The organism is Achromobacter marplatensis (assembly GCF_049060505.1).
In the GTDB taxonomy this organism is placed as follows: Bacteria; Pseudomonadota; Gammaproteobacteria; order Burkholderiales; family Burkholderiaceae_B; genus Achromobacter; species Achromobacter marplatensis_A.
Genome location: NZ_JBMGRB010000015.1, coordinates 36,273 through 51,733, shown reverse-complemented (window position 1 = coordinate 51,733; position 15,461 = coordinate 36,273). Strand labels below are relative to the sequence as shown.

At 66.1% G+C, this 15,461-nt stretch carries 17 protein-coding genes; 8 read left to right on the top strand and 9 right to left on the bottom strand.

Features of this window, described 5'->3' with window-relative positions; all coding sequences use genetic code 11:
- Nucleotides 1-53: 53 nt before the first annotated feature.
- The 6 genes from ACI0FO_RS27885 to ACI0FO_RS27860 form a co-directional block, all read right to left on the bottom strand.
- The gene (locus ACI0FO_RS27885; RefSeq protein WP_416031837.1) at nucleotides 54-692 is read right to left on the bottom strand and encodes an aldolase; all 639 of its coding nucleotides are present in this window, start codon (nucleotides 690-692) and stop codon (nucleotides 54-56) included.
- A 177-nt stretch (nucleotides 693-869) separates the two neighbouring features.
- Nucleotides 870-2,099: an MFS transporter gene (locus ACI0FO_RS27880; RefSeq protein ID WP_416031836.1), complete on the bottom strand. Its 1,230-nt coding sequence runs from the start codon at nucleotides 2,097-2,099 to the stop codon at nucleotides 870-872.
- 27 nt (nucleotides 2,100-2,126) lie between these two features.
- Nucleotides 2,127-3,032: an amidohydrolase family protein gene (locus ACI0FO_RS27875; RefSeq protein ID WP_416031835.1), complete on the bottom strand. Its 906-nt coding sequence runs from the start codon at nucleotides 3,030-3,032 to the stop codon at nucleotides 2,127-2,129.
- A 39-nt stretch (nucleotides 3,033-3,071) separates the two neighbouring features.
- Nucleotides 3,072-4,049, bottom strand: a complete 978-nt coding sequence (locus ACI0FO_RS27870; RefSeq protein WP_416031834.1) for a Bug family tripartite tricarboxylate transporter substrate binding protein — start codon at nucleotides 4,047-4,049, stop codon at nucleotides 3,072-3,074.
- Nucleotides 4,050-4,168: 119 nt separating this feature from the next.
- Nucleotides 4,169-5,083 carry an NAD(P)-dependent oxidoreductase gene (locus tag ACI0FO_RS27865; RefSeq protein ID WP_416031833.1) on the bottom strand — a complete coding sequence of 305 codons (915 nt, stop codon included), beginning with the start codon at nucleotides 5,081-5,083 and terminating at the stop codon, nucleotides 4,169-4,171.
- On the bottom strand, nucleotides 5,080-5,493 hold the full coding sequence (locus ACI0FO_RS27860) for a carboxymuconolactone decarboxylase family protein (protein WP_105558774.1): 414 nt from the start codon (nucleotides 5,491-5,493) through the stop codon (nucleotides 5,080-5,082). The genes ACI0FO_RS27865 and ACI0FO_RS27860 overlap by 4 nt, the downstream gene beginning before the upstream one ends.
- Nucleotides 5,494-5,698: 205 nt before the next feature.
- Here ACI0FO_RS27860 and ACI0FO_RS27855 point away from each other — a divergent pair, with 205 nt between their 5' ends.
- From ACI0FO_RS27855 to ACI0FO_RS27820, 8 genes are all read left to right on the top strand, one after another.
- The gene (locus ACI0FO_RS27855; RefSeq protein ID WP_416031832.1) at nucleotides 5,699-6,919 is read left to right on the top strand and encodes an ABC transporter substrate-binding protein; all 1,221 of its coding nucleotides are present in this window, start codon (nucleotides 5,699-5,701) and stop codon (nucleotides 6,917-6,919) included.
- A gap of 25 nt (nucleotides 6,920-6,944) precedes the next feature.
- Complete coding sequence (locus ACI0FO_RS27850; RefSeq protein WP_416031831.1) at nucleotides 6,945-7,805, top strand: branched-chain amino acid ABC transporter permease; 861 nt, start codon at nucleotides 6,945-6,947, stop codon at nucleotides 7,803-7,805.
- A 5-nt stretch (nucleotides 7,806-7,810) separates the two neighbouring features.
- Nucleotides 7,811-8,779 (top strand): branched-chain amino acid ABC transporter permease, encoded by a 969-nt coding sequence (locus ACI0FO_RS27845; protein ID WP_416031830.1) that lies wholly within the window; start codon nucleotides 7,811-7,813, stop codon nucleotides 8,777-8,779.
- Entirely contained in the window at nucleotides 8,772-9,512 is a 741-nt protein-coding gene (locus ACI0FO_RS27840; protein WP_416031829.1) for an ABC transporter ATP-binding protein, read from the top strand. Before ACI0FO_RS27845 ends, ACI0FO_RS27840 begins: the two co-directional genes overlap by 8 nt.
- On the top strand, nucleotides 9,509-10,222 hold the full coding sequence (locus ACI0FO_RS27835) for an ABC transporter ATP-binding protein (protein ID WP_416031828.1): 714 nt from the start codon (nucleotides 9,509-9,511) through the stop codon (nucleotides 10,220-10,222). Before ACI0FO_RS27840 ends, ACI0FO_RS27835 begins: the two co-directional genes overlap by 4 nt.
- Nucleotides 10,223-10,339: 117 nt before the next feature.
- A complete protein-coding gene (locus ACI0FO_RS27830) occupies nucleotides 10,340-11,083 on the top strand; it encodes a GntR family transcriptional regulator (protein WP_416031827.1) in 744 nt (247 codons plus the stop codon).
- Nucleotides 11,028-12,260, top strand: a complete 1,233-nt coding sequence (locus ACI0FO_RS27825) for an alpha/beta fold hydrolase (RefSeq protein WP_416031826.1) — start codon at nucleotides 11,028-11,030, stop codon at nucleotides 12,258-12,260. Before ACI0FO_RS27830 ends, ACI0FO_RS27825 begins: the two co-directional genes overlap by 56 nt.
- The gene (locus ACI0FO_RS27820; protein WP_416031825.1) at nucleotides 12,257-13,060 is read left to right on the top strand and encodes an N-acyl homoserine lactonase family protein; all 804 of its coding nucleotides are present in this window, start codon (nucleotides 12,257-12,259) and stop codon (nucleotides 13,058-13,060) included. The genes ACI0FO_RS27825 and ACI0FO_RS27820 overlap by 4 nt, the downstream gene beginning before the upstream one ends.
- Nucleotides 13,061-13,075: 15 nt before the next feature.
- On the opposite strand, the gene ACI0FO_RS27815 is transcribed toward ACI0FO_RS27820, so the two are convergent.
- From ACI0FO_RS27815 to ACI0FO_RS27805, 3 genes are all read right to left on the bottom strand, one after another.
- Complete coding sequence (locus tag ACI0FO_RS27815) at nucleotides 13,076-13,525, bottom strand: hypothetical protein (RefSeq protein ID WP_416031824.1); 450 nt, start codon at nucleotides 13,523-13,525, stop codon at nucleotides 13,076-13,078.
- Nucleotides 13,526-13,598: 73 nt separating this feature from the next.
- The gene (locus tag ACI0FO_RS27810) at nucleotides 13,599-14,384 is read right to left on the bottom strand and encodes an HpcH/HpaI aldolase family protein (RefSeq protein WP_416031823.1); all 786 of its coding nucleotides are present in this window, start codon (nucleotides 14,382-14,384) and stop codon (nucleotides 13,599-13,601) included.
- Between the two features lie 32 nt (nucleotides 14,385-14,416).
- Complete coding sequence (locus ACI0FO_RS27805) at nucleotides 14,417-15,403, bottom strand: Bug family tripartite tricarboxylate transporter substrate binding protein (RefSeq protein ID WP_416031822.1); 987 nt, start codon at nucleotides 15,401-15,403, stop codon at nucleotides 14,417-14,419.
- Between the last annotated feature and the right edge of the window lie 58 nt (nucleotides 15,404-15,461).

The following is a 15,461-nucleotide window of genomic DNA, read 5'->3' as shown; positions in this document are numbered from 1 at the left end:
CGCCGCCGTGTGACGCGCAGCGCGCGTCCGGGCAGCTTTATAGGAATAGCGGATCAGTAACGCGCGCCGAAGGTCGCGCGCAGTTCTTCAATGGCGTCGGCGGCCAGAGGGCTGGGCCGGGGATCGCTCATCAGCCACAGGCGGGCTGTTTCTTCCAGCTCTTCCAGCGCATAAGACGCGTGCGCGACCGAGCGTTCCCACACCACCGGGCCCAGGCGTTCGAACAACGCGCCACGCACCTGCCCCGCCACCGCCGCCACCTCGGCGGCGGCTTGCGGATCGCCGGGCCGGCGATAGCCGATCAGCGGAATGCGGCCCACCTTCATGACCTGATACGGCGTGATGGGCGGCAGCACCTCGTCGGCCCGCCAGACGCCCGCAAGCGTCAGCGCCACCAGGTGCGTGGAGTGCGTGTGGATGATCCCGCGCGATTCGGGGCTGGCGCGGTAGATGCCCTGATGCAGCACCAGGGTCTTGGACGGCTTGGCGCCGGATACCCATTGGCCATCAAGGTCGACCTTGGCCAGTTGGGCGGGGTCCAGCCGGCCCAGGCAGGCGTCCGTGGGCGTGATCAGCCAGCCATCGTCCAGGCGCGCACTGATGTTGCCGGCCGCGCCCACGGTGTAGCCGCGGTTGTACAGGCTGGCGCCGACAGCGCAGATTTCTTCGCGGACGCGGGCTTCTTCAGTCATGGAACGCCCCCGTTACGCAGGGGCGGGATTGCAGGGAAAGCGGCGGGAAAGTCGGCGGCGCAACCAGCATGATGACCTGTCTCTTGAATAGAAGTTATCGGGTCATCATACAAATTATGCGTTTTGAACAGATACCGGGTAAACCCGTATCCGCTCAAAAAAACTGGCGCGCGGGCCTCACTCCAGCACGCGCCCCTTGGTTTCGGGGAGCAACAGCGCCGTCACGATCACCACGGCGTATGCGCCGGTGGCGAATGCCCCGATTGCCCAACCCAGGCCGTGCGTCTGGCTCAAAAAACCTACCAGGCTGGGGAATAGCGCCCCGACGCCGCGGCCAAAGTTATAGGCAAACCCCTGCCCCGACGCGCGCACCCCCGACGGGAACAGTTCAGTCAGATAAGCGCCGATCCCGCTGAAAATGCCGGACGCGGCAAAGCCCAGCGGAAAACCCAGGAACAGCATCTGGCCGTCGGTCAGGGGCAGCTGCGTGTAGACGTACACGCTGACCGTGGACAACACCGAGAAGATCAACAGGTTGGCGCGGCGGCCCAAACGGTCGGCCAGATATGCGCCGGCGATGTACCCGCAGAACGATCCGAAGATGATGACCATCAGGTATCCGCCGGTGTTCAACACGGACAGTTGGCGCTCGACCTTCAGGTAGGTCGGCAGCCAGGTCGTGATGGCGTAGTACCCCCCTTGCACGCCCGTGCACAGCACGGCGGTGATGACCGTGGTTTTCAACAGCGCAGGCGAGAAGATCATCCAGAACGATGCGCGGGCCTCGCCGGCCCGCACCTTGGCCTGGGCGCGCTGGAACACCTCGGGTTCGGGCACGTTCTTGCGGATATACAGCACCAGGAAGGCCGGCAGCACCCCAATCCAGAACAGGCTGCGCCAGGCCCATTCCGCGGGCAGGATAGAGAAGGCGACCGTGTACAGGATGGCCGCGACGCCCCATCCGACCGCCCAACCGCTTTGCACGGTGCCCACGGCCTTGCCACGGTGTTCGGCCCGCACGATTTCGCCCATCAACACCGAGCCCACGGCCCATTCGCCGCCGAAGCCCAGGCCCTGCAGGGCGCGCAGCACGAATAGCTGCTCGAAACTCTGCGCGAAGCCGATGGCCACCGTGCACGCCGAGAACCACAGGATCGTGTATTGCAGCACGCGCACGCGGCCATACCGGTCGGCAAGGATGCCCGCCAGCCATCCGCCGATGGCGGAAAACAGCAGCGTGACGGTGCCCAGCATGCCGGCCTGGCCCTTGTCGATGCCCCATAGCGTCATCAGCGTGGCGATCACAAAAGTGAACACCATGAAGTCCAGGGCGTCGATGGCCCAGCCCCCGAACGCGGCGATGAAAGTCCGCCGTTCCGTCTTGTTCAGCTCTCTATACCATTGCATGGTTTGCCTCTTGGAGGGTTCCGGGGATTACAGCGCCGGCGTGAAGCCGTACAGCCGTGCGGGGTTGTCGACCAGAATGCGGTGGCGCAGGGCGGCATCCGGCGCCCACAACGCCAGCTGATTGCGCAGCCGGCCGGTGTTGACCATGCGCGTCTGATGCACGTGCGGCCAGTCGCTACCCCACAGCATGCGGTCAGGCGCTGTTTCGATCAGCGCCTGCGCCCAGGGCACCACGTCGCTGAAATCGTCGAAGCGGTCGCTGATGCGGTAGGCGCCAGACAGCTTGACCCACCAGCCATGGTCCCGGACCAGATGCTGCAAGGCCTGGAAGCCGGCGCTGTTCACCCCCTCGGCGACAGGCATGTGGCCCATGTGGTCCACCACGCCCGGCACCGGCAGCTTGCGCATGCGCGGCAAAAGCGCTGGCAACTGGCGCGCATCCATCAGGAATTGCATGTGCCAGCCCAGGCCGGCAATGCGATGCGCCAAGGTCTCCATCGCGTCAAAGCCGATGCCGCCGCCGAACAACACATTGATGCGCAAGCCGCGCACACCCGCGGCATGCATGTCCGCCAATTCGCTATCCGTCACGGTCGGGGCCACCACGCCGATGCCGCGCAGCTGGTCGGGGTGGCGGCGCAGCACCTCCAGCATGTAGCGGTTGTCGGTGCCGTAGACGCTGATCTGCACCAGCACGCCGCGCGCCATGCCGGTTTGCTTCAACATGCCCAGGTAAGCGGACTCGGGGGCCGGCGGCGGCGTGTAGGTGCGCTCGGGCACCAGCGGATAGGCCGCCGCGTCGGCAGCCACCACATGCGCGTGCGTATCGCACGCGCCGGGCGGGATGCCGAACGTGGCGGCGTCCATCTCTGGCAACGGCGCCAGGCACAGAGGCGCTTCCTGCGCGGAAACATCGGAAAGGGTCGGACACATGCGGGAGTCTCCCAGAAATGGAATCGAACCGGAAAAAACTCAATTTACCGTGATGCCGGCATCCTTGATCAAGGCCGCGAAATGCGGCACGTCGCGGGCGATCAACGCCTGGAAGGCGGCCGCGCCCTGCTCTTTCTGGGCTGGCGCCTGAGCGGCAAGCTTGTCCAGCGATTCGCGCACACCGGGGCTTTTCAATGCGGCGGCCAAAGCCTGTTCCAACCGCGCGATCACGGCGGGCGGCGTGCCAGCGGGCGCGGCGATGCCGTTCCACACGCTCATGTTGAAGTCCGGCACGCCGCCTTCCGCAAATGTCGGCACGTCGGGAATTTGCGGCAGCCGGGCGGAAGAGGCCACCGCCAGCGCCGTGACGCGTTTGGCTTCGTGGATGGGGATCATCGTGACGGTCTGGTCGATGACTGCGTCCACCGTCCCCGCCATCAAGTCGGCGATCGCCGGGCCCGCGCCCCGGTAGGGAATCTGCATGCCTTGTGTATGCGTCACGTGCATGAAATAGGCCGCGGCGATATGGCTGGTGGAACCGGACCCCGCATTGCCGAAATTCACGTCGGCGCCGTTCTTCTTCAGGCGCGCGACGAAGTCCGACAGCGTGGTGATGCCGCTTTTCTTGCTGACGGACAGCACCATCGGCACCGTCGCCACCAGGCCGATCGCGCTCATGTCGCGTCGCGGATCGAACTTGCTCTTGGGGTATAGCGACGGCGCGATGGCCAGCGACCCCATGTTGCCGAAGGTGATGGTGTAGCCGTCTGGCGCGGCGCGGGTCACGCGCTGGTTGCCGATCATGGTGCCGCCGCCGCCCAGGTTTTCCACCACGACGGTCTGGCCCAGGTTTTCGCCCATGGCTTGCGCCACGATGCGGGCCAGTCCGTCGGTGGATCCGCCCGCGGCGTAGGGCACCACCATCGAGATGGCGCGCGTGGGATAGTCCTGCGCGGACGCGTTGGCGCCAAGTGCAATCAGGCCGGCGCCCAGGGTCGCCAGAAAGATCTTCTTCATGTTTTGCTCCTCGCTGTTTCTGCCGGCAACAGCCGGCCCTCCGCCTTGTCTTGGCGGTTTTTTTGGTCATGCAAGTTGAAAAAATGACGCGGCCGCAGCCGCGCCGTGGTTGAAGCGGCCTAGCTTTTCTTGGCAGCCAGCTCCACGCCTGCCAATTGCTCGGACAGGCGCGCGACAGCGGTGTGGTCCTGCCCCTTGCCCAGGGTTTTGCCTGCAGAGGCCCACAATTCGCGGCACAGCGACGCGAATGGCGTGGGCGTGCCGGTATCGGTGGCAATGCCCAGCGCAATGCCCAGGTCCTTGACCATCAGGTCCAGGCCGAAGCCCGAATTGAATTCGCGCGACAGCACGAACTGCTTGAACTTTTTTTGGGTGGAATTATTCATGCCCGTGGACGCATTGAGCACGTCCACGATCACGTTGGGATCCAGGCCGAACTGCTGGCCGATCAGCATGGCTTCGACCCCGATCAGGAAGCCGCCCGCCGACACCAGGTTGTTCAGCGCCTTCATGGCGTGGGCGCTGCCCACATCGCCCACGGCGGTGATCGACGTGCCCATCGCCGACAGCGCCGGGCGCACACGTTCCAGCGTGGCGGCAGGACCGCCGAACATGATCGCGAGTTCGCCGGTGCGGGCGCGCGGCACCCCGCCCGACACGGGCGCGTCCACCATCTGGCTGCCGGCGGCGGCCACCGCCTGGGCAAGCCGCTGCGTATGCGCCGGCACGCCTGAACTCATTTCGACCACGACGCTGCCCGGGCGCAGGCCGGCCAGCACCCCTTGTTCGCCGCTAAGCACCTGTTCCACGATGGCGCTGGTGGGCAACATCGTAAAAACAATGTCGGATTGCGCTGCCAGCGCGGCGCAGGTGGCGGCGGCCTGGCCGCCCACGTCCTGCGCGAATTTGTCGGCCTGGCCCGGCACGGCGTCGAACACTGTCACCGCATAGCCGGCCTGCACCAGACGCGCGGCCATCGGCCAGCCCATGCTGCCGATGCCGACGAGCCCCACCCGTTCTTGCGGGGCGTTCATGCTTGCTGCGCCTTGAAGGCGCCCTCTTCTTCCAACACCTGGTTGGCGACCTTGAAGGCGTCCAGACCGGCGGGAATGCCGCAGTACACGGTGGCCTGCAGCAGAATTTCCTTGATCTCTTCGACGGTCACGCCGTTGTTCAGCGCGCCTTTGACGTGGAGTTTGATTTCGGCGGGGCGGTTCAGCGCGGTGAGCATGGCCAGGTTCAGCATGCTGCGCGTCTTTTTCTCCAGGCCCGGACGGCCCCAGGTGTAACCCCAGCACCACTCGGTGGTGATGTGCTGGAAGGCCATCATGAAGTCGTTGGCGCGGGCCAGGGACCCGTCCACGTACTCGGTGCCCAGCACTTCGCGGCGCAGGTTCAGGCCTTGGTCGAACAGGGCTTGGGTTTCGGATTGGATGTCTGCCATAGGTTCCTCGTTTAGTGATGATGACGGGCGTCGAACCGGCTTGTGCTCGGTCTGTTTTGTCTGATTGTCAGTCAATTTTTGTCCGCCCGTCAACAGTCAGATTGTCGGACAATATGCTTGACTGCTTAAAAAATGAACACAATAATGCGGCAAAGCGCCGGGCTGGCTGCCGTGCGCCCATTCCACAAAAAGCCAGGAGACAAGCATGAAAAGCAACCCCAAGCAGGCTCTGCGCCATGGGCGCCGGGAATTTGTCGCTGGACTGGGCGCGGCCGCGCTGGCGGCCACCCTGCCCGGCCGTGCGCTGGCGGCACCGGCCGATATCAACGTCGGCGTGATCCTGCCGTTGTCGGGCGCGAATGCGCAGTTCGGCATCAATTCGCGGCAGGGCCTTGAACTGGCCGCGGACGAAATCAACGCGGCGGGCGGCATCAAGTCGCTGGGCGGCGCCAAGCTCAAGCTGGTCATCGCCGATGCCACCTCGCAGCCCACCACGGCCGCCACCGTGGCGCAGCGCTTGATCACGCAGAACCGTTGCGTGGCGCTGATTGGCGCCTACGCCTCGTCGCTGACGCTGGCCGTGTCCGAAGTGACCGAACGCCGCGGCATCCCGCTGCTGACGATGTCGTTTTCCGACGTGCTGACCGAGCGCGGTTTCAAGCACATCTTCCAGGTGGTGTCGAAGGGCTCGGTGCTGGGCCGCGCGCAATACGACTATGCCGCGTCCGTCGTGGCGGGCGCGTCCGCCATCAAGAAAATCGCGCTGTTGTACGAAGACACGGCCTACGGCACCTCGCAAGCCGTGGGTGTGCGCAATGCGGCCAAGGCCGCTGGCGCCGAGGTCGTGCTGGACGAGGCCTATCCGCTGGGCATCACCGACGTCACGCCGCTGATCAGCAAGCTGCGCGCGTCCGACGCCCAGATCGTGTTTCCGATTTCGTACCTGAACGACAGCCTGTTGATCATCCGGGTGATGCGCCAGCAACGCTTGACCGTACCCATCGTGGGCGGCGCGGCGGGCTATGTGATCCCTGATTTCGCGAAAGCGCTGGGCCCGTATTCACAGGCCGTGCTGTCGATCGCGCCCGCCAACTACGACCAGGCGCCCGAATACACGGAGCGCTACCGCAAGCGCTTTGGCACCTTCATGCCGCACGAGGCCCTGGAGCACGCGGTATGCGCCGGCGTGCTGGCCCAGGCTTTGGAGGTGGCGGCGTCCGACAAGCCCGAAGCCGTATCGAAGGCGCTGCGCGCGCAGAAATACGACCAGGGCTGGGCCGGCGTGATGTCGGGCGGCGGCGTGCATTTCGACGCCAACGGCCTGAACACCCTGGCCCAACCCATCATGGTCCAGTGGCAAAACAACGAGTTGGTTTCGGTGTGGCCCCAGGCGCTGGCCAAGGGCCGCGTCATCACCGCCAGCTAAGCGCGGCGCGAACCGGAGGACTGTCATGCAATTCTTGCAGGCGCTGGTGGACGGCATTCTGCTGGGCGGCGTGTACGCGGTCATTTCGATCGGGCTGACGCTCGTCTTCGGGGTGGTCTCCATCGTCAACTTCGCCCAGGCCGAGTTTCTGATGGTGGGCATGTTCGTAGCGTATTTCGCCTGGAAGTTCCTGGGGCTGGATCCGCTCCTCGGGTCGTTGCTGTCGTTCGCCGTGGCCTTCGTGCTGGGCGTGTTGACGCAGAAATTCCTGATCAACCGCGTGCTGAAGGCGCCGGCGGTGGCGCAGATATTCCTGACGGTGGGCCTGCTTATCGTGATGGAGAACCTGGCCCTGATCCTGTTCGGCTCCGAATTCCGCTCGGTGCAGACGCCCTATCAGATGACGGCGCTGGCGGTCGGCCCGATTCTGCTTAGCGCACCCTATCTGCTGGCCTTCACGGTGGCGTCGGTGGCCGGGCTGACACTGTGGTGGGTGTTGAAAAAAACCTGGTGGGGCATGGCGGTGCGCGCGACGGCGCAGGATCCGATGGCCGCCCGGTTGTCGGGCATTTCCACCCATCGCGTGCATCAATTGGCCTTCGGGCTGGGCGTGGGCCTGACGGCCTTGGGCGGCGGCATCATCCTGCCCTACCTCACGGCGTCGACCACCGTCGGCGCGCAGTTCAGCGTGCTGATGTTCACGGCCGTGGTGCTGGGCGGGCTGGGCAGTGTGATGGGCGCGGTGGTGGGCGGGGTCGCGGTCGGCGTGATCCAGTCGCTGTCGTCGCTGGTGCTGCCCATGCAGTTGCAGAACCTGGTGCTGTTCGCCATCTTCATCCTTGTCCTGGCCGTGCGCCCGGAAGGTCTTTTGAAAAGGGCTGCCTGATGGCCATGACTCGACAATCCCTGCCGTGGGCCGCGCTATTGGCCATCGCGCTGGCTGCCCCCTGGCTGATGGAAGACCAGGGCTACGGCATCCGTGTCCTGACGCTGGTGCTGCTGTTCGCCGCGATGGGCCAGTCCTGGAACATCGTGGGCGGCCTGGCCAACCAGATTTCACTGGGGCATGCGGCCTTCTTCGGCTTGGGCGCTTACACCTCCACGCTGCTACTGCTGCGCTACGGCATTTCGCCATGGCTGGGCATCGTGGCCGCGATGGCGGTGGCGGCCGTGGCGGGCGCCTTGCTCAGCCTGCCCACCATGCGGCTGCGCGGCCACTACTTTGCGCTGGCCACGCTCGCCTTCGGCGAAGTGCTGCGCGCCATCGCCAACACCTGGGCATCGGTGACCGGCGGGCCCGTGGGTCTGTCCATCCCGTTCTCCGAGGGCTTCGTGCAGATGCAGTTCAAGTCCAGCATCCCGTACTACTACCTGATGCTGGGCGCCGCGCTGGTCACGTCGGTCGTCTTCGCGCTGATCAGCCGTTCGCGCCTGGGCTATCGGCTGCGCGCCGTGAAGGCCAATCCGCAGGCGGCCGAAGTCATCGGCGTGGACACCGCGCAAACGCGCATCGTGGCCGCCGTGATCTCGGCCGCGCTGATGGGCGCCTGCGGCACGCTGTACGCGCAGTTCATCTACTTCTTCGACCCCGACACCGTGTTCTCGCTGGTGGGCATCTCGGTGCGCGTGGCGCTGATCTGCATCATCGGCGGCGTGGGCACCGTGGCCGGCCCGCTGATTGGCGCCCTGGTCATCATTCCGCTGGAAGAACTGTTCAACGACTGGTTGTCCGGGCACACGGCGGGCGTGTCCCAATTGGCGTTCGGGCTGATCCTGATCGCCATCATCCTGATCGAGCCGCGCGGCCTGTCGGCATTGTGGACGCGCCTGCGCAACCTGACGCGAGGTCAACATGCCTGACATCCTGAAGGTTTCGAACGTGCAGCGCCGCTTCGGCGGGCTGAAAGCCGTGGACGACGTGTCTTTCAGCGTGGCCCGCGGCGACATCCTGGGCCTGATCGGCCCCAACGGCGCCGGCAAGACCACGCTGTTCAATCTGTTGGTGGGCCTATACGCCAGCCAGGGCGGCCGCATTGAACTGGACGGCCAGGACGTCAGCGGCCTGCGCCCCCATCAGATCGCGGCGCGCGGCATGACCAAGACGTTCCAGAACGTGGCGTTGTTTCCTGAAATGACCGTGCTGGACAACGTGCTGGTAGGCGGTCTGCTGCGCCACGGCGTGCCTCGCGCCCGCCAGGTAGCGCGCGACAACCTGGACCGCGTCGGCCTGTCGGCCATCGCGGCCAAGCCGGCCGGCGAACTGTCGTTTCCCGAACAGGCCCGGGTGGAACTGGCCCGCGCACTGTGCACCAACCCCAAGGTCTTCTTGCTGGACGAGGTGATGGCCGCGCTGAATGAAGCCGAAATGGACGCGCTGCTGGACCTGATCCGCACACTGCGCGACGAAGCGGGCATTACCTTCATCGTGGTCGAACATCACATGCGCGCCATCATGCGGCTGTGCAACCGCATCCTGGTGCTGTCCTTCGGCCAGAAGATCGCCGAGGGCAGCCCCGCCGACATTGCGTCCGACCCGACCGTGATCGAGGTCTATCTGGGCAAATCGATGGAACAGGCGGGGGTGGCCGCATGAGCCTGTTGCAGATCCAGGGGCTGACCGCCTCTTATGACCGCAGCCCGGTGCTGCACGACGTCTCGCTGGACGTGCCCGAAGGCGGATTCATCGCGGTCGTCGGCGCCAACACAGCGGGCAAAAGCACGCTGCTGCGCTGCATCTCGGGGCTGCTGGACAAGGTCAGCGGCAGCATCGCCTTCGACGGCCGCGAGATCCTGCGCCTGCCGCCGCACCGCATCCCGGAGTTGGGCATTGCCCATGTCCCGGAAGGCCGTCACGTCTTCCCGGAAATGACCGTCGAGGAAAACCTGAACCTGGGGGGCTACACCCGCCGCCATGACGCGGCGGGCCTCAAGCGCGGTTGCGATCGCGTCTATGCGCTGTTCCCGCGTCTGCACGAACGGCGCCGGCAACAGGCGGGCACGCTGTCCGGCGGTGAACAGCAGATGGTGGCGTTCGGGCGCGCGCTGATGCTGGAACCCCGGTTGTTGCTGCTGGACGAACCCAGCCACGGCCTGGCGCCCAAAGTCGTGGAGGAAATGCACCAGGCCATGATCGACATCCACCGCAGTGGCCTGACCATCCTGCTGGTGGAGCAAAACACCCGGTTGGCGCTGTCGGTGGCCGAACACGCCTACGTGCTGCAATCCGGTTCGTTGGTGCTGTCCGGCCCCAGCGGCGCGCTGCTGGAAGACAGCCGCGTGCGCGCCGCCTACCTCGGGTTATAGCCATGGCCCGCCGGCGGGATATATTGCGTCTTTACGTTGAACCGGCGGTTCGCCGCAGCCGGGCCAAAAGCCCCCGCTGCCGCGCACGCCCGCCGTTACGCTAAGCGAGAGACAGCCATGCCCACCCCCACCGGCGCAGTATTCGAAAAACCCACCACCTTGCGCACCCGCGTCGAGGAATTCCTGCGCACGTCCATCATGGACGGGCGCATTAAAGGCGGGGAACGCCTGCGCGAGGCCGAGCTGTGCGAACAGCTGAACATCAGCCGCAGCACGTTGCGCGAGGCGCTGCGCACGCTGGAGGCCGAACGCCTGATTTCGATCGAGCCGCACCGCGGCCCGACGGTGGTGCGCATCACGGAAAAGGCCGCCCGCGACCTCTATGCGCTGCGCGCCCTGCTGGAAGGCTTTGCCGCGCACGAATTCGCCCGCCTGGCCAGCGACCCGGACGTCGAACGCCTGCGCAAAGCCGTGGACGCGCTGCACCGCCAGGCCAAGGGCAGCAACAAGTCTGCATTGCTGGCGGCCAAGCGCGATTTCTACGACGTGCTGCTGTCGGGCTGCGACAACGACCTGATCAAGGACATGCTGCCCGGCCTGCTGTCGCGCATCAACCTGCTGCGCGCCACCTCGTTTGCGCGCGCCGACCGGCTGCCCGAGAGCATGGCCGAAATCGACTACATCTTCGAGCGCATCCAGGCTCGGGATCCACAAGGCGCCCAAGCGGCCGCGCAGAGCCATATCGTGAACGCGGAACGCACCGCGCTCGAAGTGCTCAGGCGCCAACAAGAGGAGGCATCCACAAGTGAAGGCGATCGTCCAGGAACTGAGGGCCGCAGCGGCCCTGGCGCAGCAGGATAGCGAATTCACCGCCGCAGCCAGGGGCCTGCCATGCGCCATCTGGCTGCAAGCGGGCGCGGACCCGGAAGACCGGGTCCCTGCCTGGGCGGGACAACCCGCCGCCCCCTCGCAATGCCTCGTCATCAGCGCCCCCCCGGACACCTGGCGCAAACTGCTTGACCCTTCCCCGCCGCCGGGCTACCACTCCTTCACCGCCGCCCACCGCCAAGCGCATGGCCTGCGCGTAAAAGGCGACGCACTGGCCATCGCGCAGGCCCTGCATCCGCTGGAACGGCTGTTCGAAATTCTGCGCGGACAGCTCCACGCCGCGCCCGCGCTGCTGGACCGCAGCGCCATCGTCGGCCACTACGCCACCCTGGACCTGGGCTCGGCGTCCACGTCCCTTTTCTATGAAACCAGCGGCCTGGCCGACGGCCCGCCGTTGCTGATGCTGCACACCGCGGGCGCCGATTCGCGCCAGTACCACGCGCTGATGGCGGACCCCGGCCTGCGCCGCCAATGGCGCATGATCGCCTTCGACATGCCCGGCCATGGGCGCAGCATGCCGCAGCCCGGCCAGGCCTGGACCGAAACGGGACTGACCCGTGACGCCTATCTGCACATCTGCCTGGCGGTCATCCGGCAATTGGCCGGCCGCCCCGCCGTGTTGCTGGGTTGTTCGATGGGCGCCGCCATGGCGCTGGTTGTGGCCGCCCGCCACCCGGACGACGTGGCGGGCGTGGTGGCGCTGGAAGCGCCTTGGAAAGCCACGGGACGGCGCACGCCGATGCTGTGCCACCCGCAGGTCAACCAGGCGGCGCACAACCCCGCCTATGTGCGCGGGCTGATGGGCCCGGCCGCCACGCTGGAAGCGCGCCGCGACGCCGCCTGGATCTACGCGCAGGGGGGCTTCAATGTCTACGCCAACGATCTGTGGTTTTACAGCGAAGACTTCGACGCCGCCGAGCACTTGGCCGGCCTGGACACCCGCCGCTTCGGCGTGTCGCTGCTGACGGGCGCCTACGACTACTCCGCCAGCCCGGAAGACAGCCGTCGCGTCGCTGCGCGGATCCCCGGCGCGCGCTTCACCGTCATGCCCGAGCTGGGTCACTTTCCGATGGTCGAGAACGCGCAACGCCTGCTGGACTACCTGCGACCCGAACTCGACCACATCCGCACCACAGGGGGATTCGCATGACGCTGCCCAACCACGAAGTCTATGCCTTGCGCTACGCCACGGTCGCCCGCCGCCGCGGGCAGAACTTCATCACCCCGCCCGACCCGCACGACGGGCCGATGCCCATGGACTATTTTGTCTGGGTCATCCGCCACGGCGCGCGCGTCTGGCTGGTCGACACCGGCTTTAACGAAGCAGCCGCCCGCGCGCGGGGCCGCGAATTCCTGCGCTGCCCCATCGACGCATTGACAACACTAGGCATCACCGCCGCCGACATCCAGGATGTGATCGTCACGCACCTGCACTACGACCACGCCGGCAATATCCGCAAGCTGCCCCACGCCCGGTTGCACCTGCAAGAAAGCGAACTGCACTACGCCTGCGGCTGCAACATGCGCTTCGACATGCTGCGCCACGCCTATGCGGTGGAAGACGTGGTCGACGTGGTGCGTGGGGTCTATGACAAGCGGGTGGCGTTCTACCACGGCCACGACGAGATCGCGCCGGGCCTGCAGCTGCTGCACATCGGCGGCCACACGCAAGGCCTGCAGTCAGTGCGCGTGCACACGGCGCGCGGCTGGATCGTGCTGGCGTCCGACGCCAGCCACTACTACGACAACATGGGGCTGGACGCACCGTTTCCGATCGTGCTGAATGTGGCCGACATGCTGGCCGGCTACGAAACGCTGCTGAAGCACGCGGAATCCCCGGACCACGTCATTCCGGGCCACGACCCGCTGGTCCGCAACCGCTATCCTGCCTTCCGCAACGGTGACACGGAAGTGGTGGCACTGCATCTATCCGGCACGCCCGCCTCGTAGCCACCTGGCCTGCAACTACAGCGAATAGCGGTAATCGCATTTCAGCGTGGCCTTCAACGGGGTGTCGTTCTGCACGCCGGCGGCCGAACGCGGCCGAGGCGCCGTCAGCTTGGCCTGGAACGTGCCCACGATGTCTCCGGTGGCGTTCTTTTCAACCGCCACGCTGGACGGCAATGCATAGAGCGTCAACGCCGTGTCCCCGGACGGCACCAGCAGCGTGAACACCGATTGCGGAAAGTCCGCCACCAGGTAGTTGCTGGTGGCGGTATCCGAAGTGAACGTCAAGGCCGCGTCGAAATAGCTGAGTTTGATATTCAGCTCCTCTGACGACGGCGACGGGATCACCCCCTTCAGCGCCACTTTGCCGCTTTCCGACACGCAGGACAGTTCGGCCGGCGCGGACCCGGCGTGGGCGGCGCCCGCGAAAAGCAGGCAGGACAGGAGCCAGGCGGCACGTGCGGTCATGGGGTTTCCTTGGCGTAGGTAGGCGGGAACAAGACCGGCAAGTGTAGGCGGATTCCCCGCCAGGCCGCCAGGGTCAATACCGCAACTGCGCGTCACGCCCGGCGGACGCTGCCTGCGCCAGCGCGCGGGTAATGATGCTGGTCGAAACGTTGGCGAAATAGCGGGCGCCGAATGCGCCGTATTTTTCCTCGTCGGCGGGCGTCAGCGCGATAATGCCGGGGCACTTTCCCGCGGATGCGATGGCGTTGAGCCCCTGTTCGATGGCGCGTTGCACAGGCGCCGCCGTCCAGTCGCTGCCATGGCCCATCGCGTGCGCCAGGTCATTCGGCCCGATAAACACGGCGTCCACGCCCTCTACCGCCGCAATCTCCGCGGCAGCGGCGATGGCGTCGGGTGTTTCGATCATGGCGATGAAAGCAATGCCGTCGTTGCTGCGCTGCGTGTGGCCGGCGCCGCCAAATGCGCCATAACCGGCCGCCCGCGTGCTGAAGGCGCTTCCTCGGCGGCCCAGGGGCGGATAGCGAACCAAAGAGACCAGCCGCCGCGCCTGCTCGGCGCTTTCCACCATCGGCACCTGCACCGCACCGGCCCCCATGTCCAGGATGCGCGGCAAATCGTGTTCAAAGCAGCGCACCACGGACGCGATGCCTGCCGCCCGGGCCGCGCGCAGCATGTGTTCGGTCACGCCAAAGTCGGCGCTGCCGTGTTCGTTGTCGAGGATGATGAAATCAAACCCGGCGTAGGCGCACATCTCGACGATGGCCGGGCTGGGCAAACCGTTGAACAGGCCCCGCAACGGCTTGCCGCTGCGCAGCATATCCGGCAGACGGCCGTCGAGCGGAAAACGGGAATCGGTCATGCAAGTCTCCTGGGATAGGTCACACGCGGGGATCAGTCGGCCTGGATGCCGGCGTCCTTGATCACCTTGCCCCATTTATCGATTTCGCTGCGCTGGAATTGCGCAAATGGCGCAGAACCGCGGCCGTCCGGCGCCACGCCCAGCATCATCAGCTTGGCGCGCACATCCGGGCTGGCCAAGATGGCCGCCACTTCGCGGGCCAGGCGATCGACCACCGGCGCGGGCGTGGAGGCGGGCGCGAAGATGCCCTGCCAGGACTGCATTTGGAATCCCGGCAATCCCAGCTCCGCCAGGGGTTTCACCCCGGGCAAATCCGCCAGCGGCGTGGCCGACGTCACGCCCAGCACTTTGACGCGTTTGGAATCGATCATCGGGCGGGCCGCCGCCACGGTTTCAAACACCATGTCGATCTGGCCGCCGATCAGGTCCACCATGGATTGCGAGCCGCCCTTGTAAACGATCTGCCGCAGCCGCGTCCCGGAGATGGACTGAAAAAGCTGGCCCGACAGGTGCTGCGACGTGCCCGCCCCCGCCGTGCCGTAGGTCAGCTCGTCGGGCTTCGCGCGCGCGGCGTCGATAACCTGCTGCACCGTATTGAAGGGGCTGTCGGCGCGCACCACCAACGCATTGCTGACCATGCCCACCAGCGCCACGGGCGTGAAATCCTTTACGGGATCATAGCCAAGCGACTTGATGAAGAACGGATTCACGGCATGCGTGGTGATGGTGCCGCCCACCAGCGTGTAGCCGTCCGGCTCCGCGCGGGCCACTAACTGCGTGCCCACGATGCCGGACACGCCGGGCTTGTTCTCCACGATCACCGACTGCCCCAGCCGGGCGCTTAGTTGTTCCGCCATCAAGCGCGCGACGCCGTCCGATACGCCTCCCGGCGAAAACGGCACCACATAACGAATGGTCTTGGCTGGCCATGCCGGCGCGCCGCCTTGGGCGTGGGCCAGAGAGGCGGTCAGCCCGATCGCCGCAACGGCGGTCAGGGTCCGTACAAAAATGCTGCGCATGCGTGTGTCTCCTGCGAGTCGTCATAAGCGCGATCTGCGCGCGCTTTCATGGTGGTGC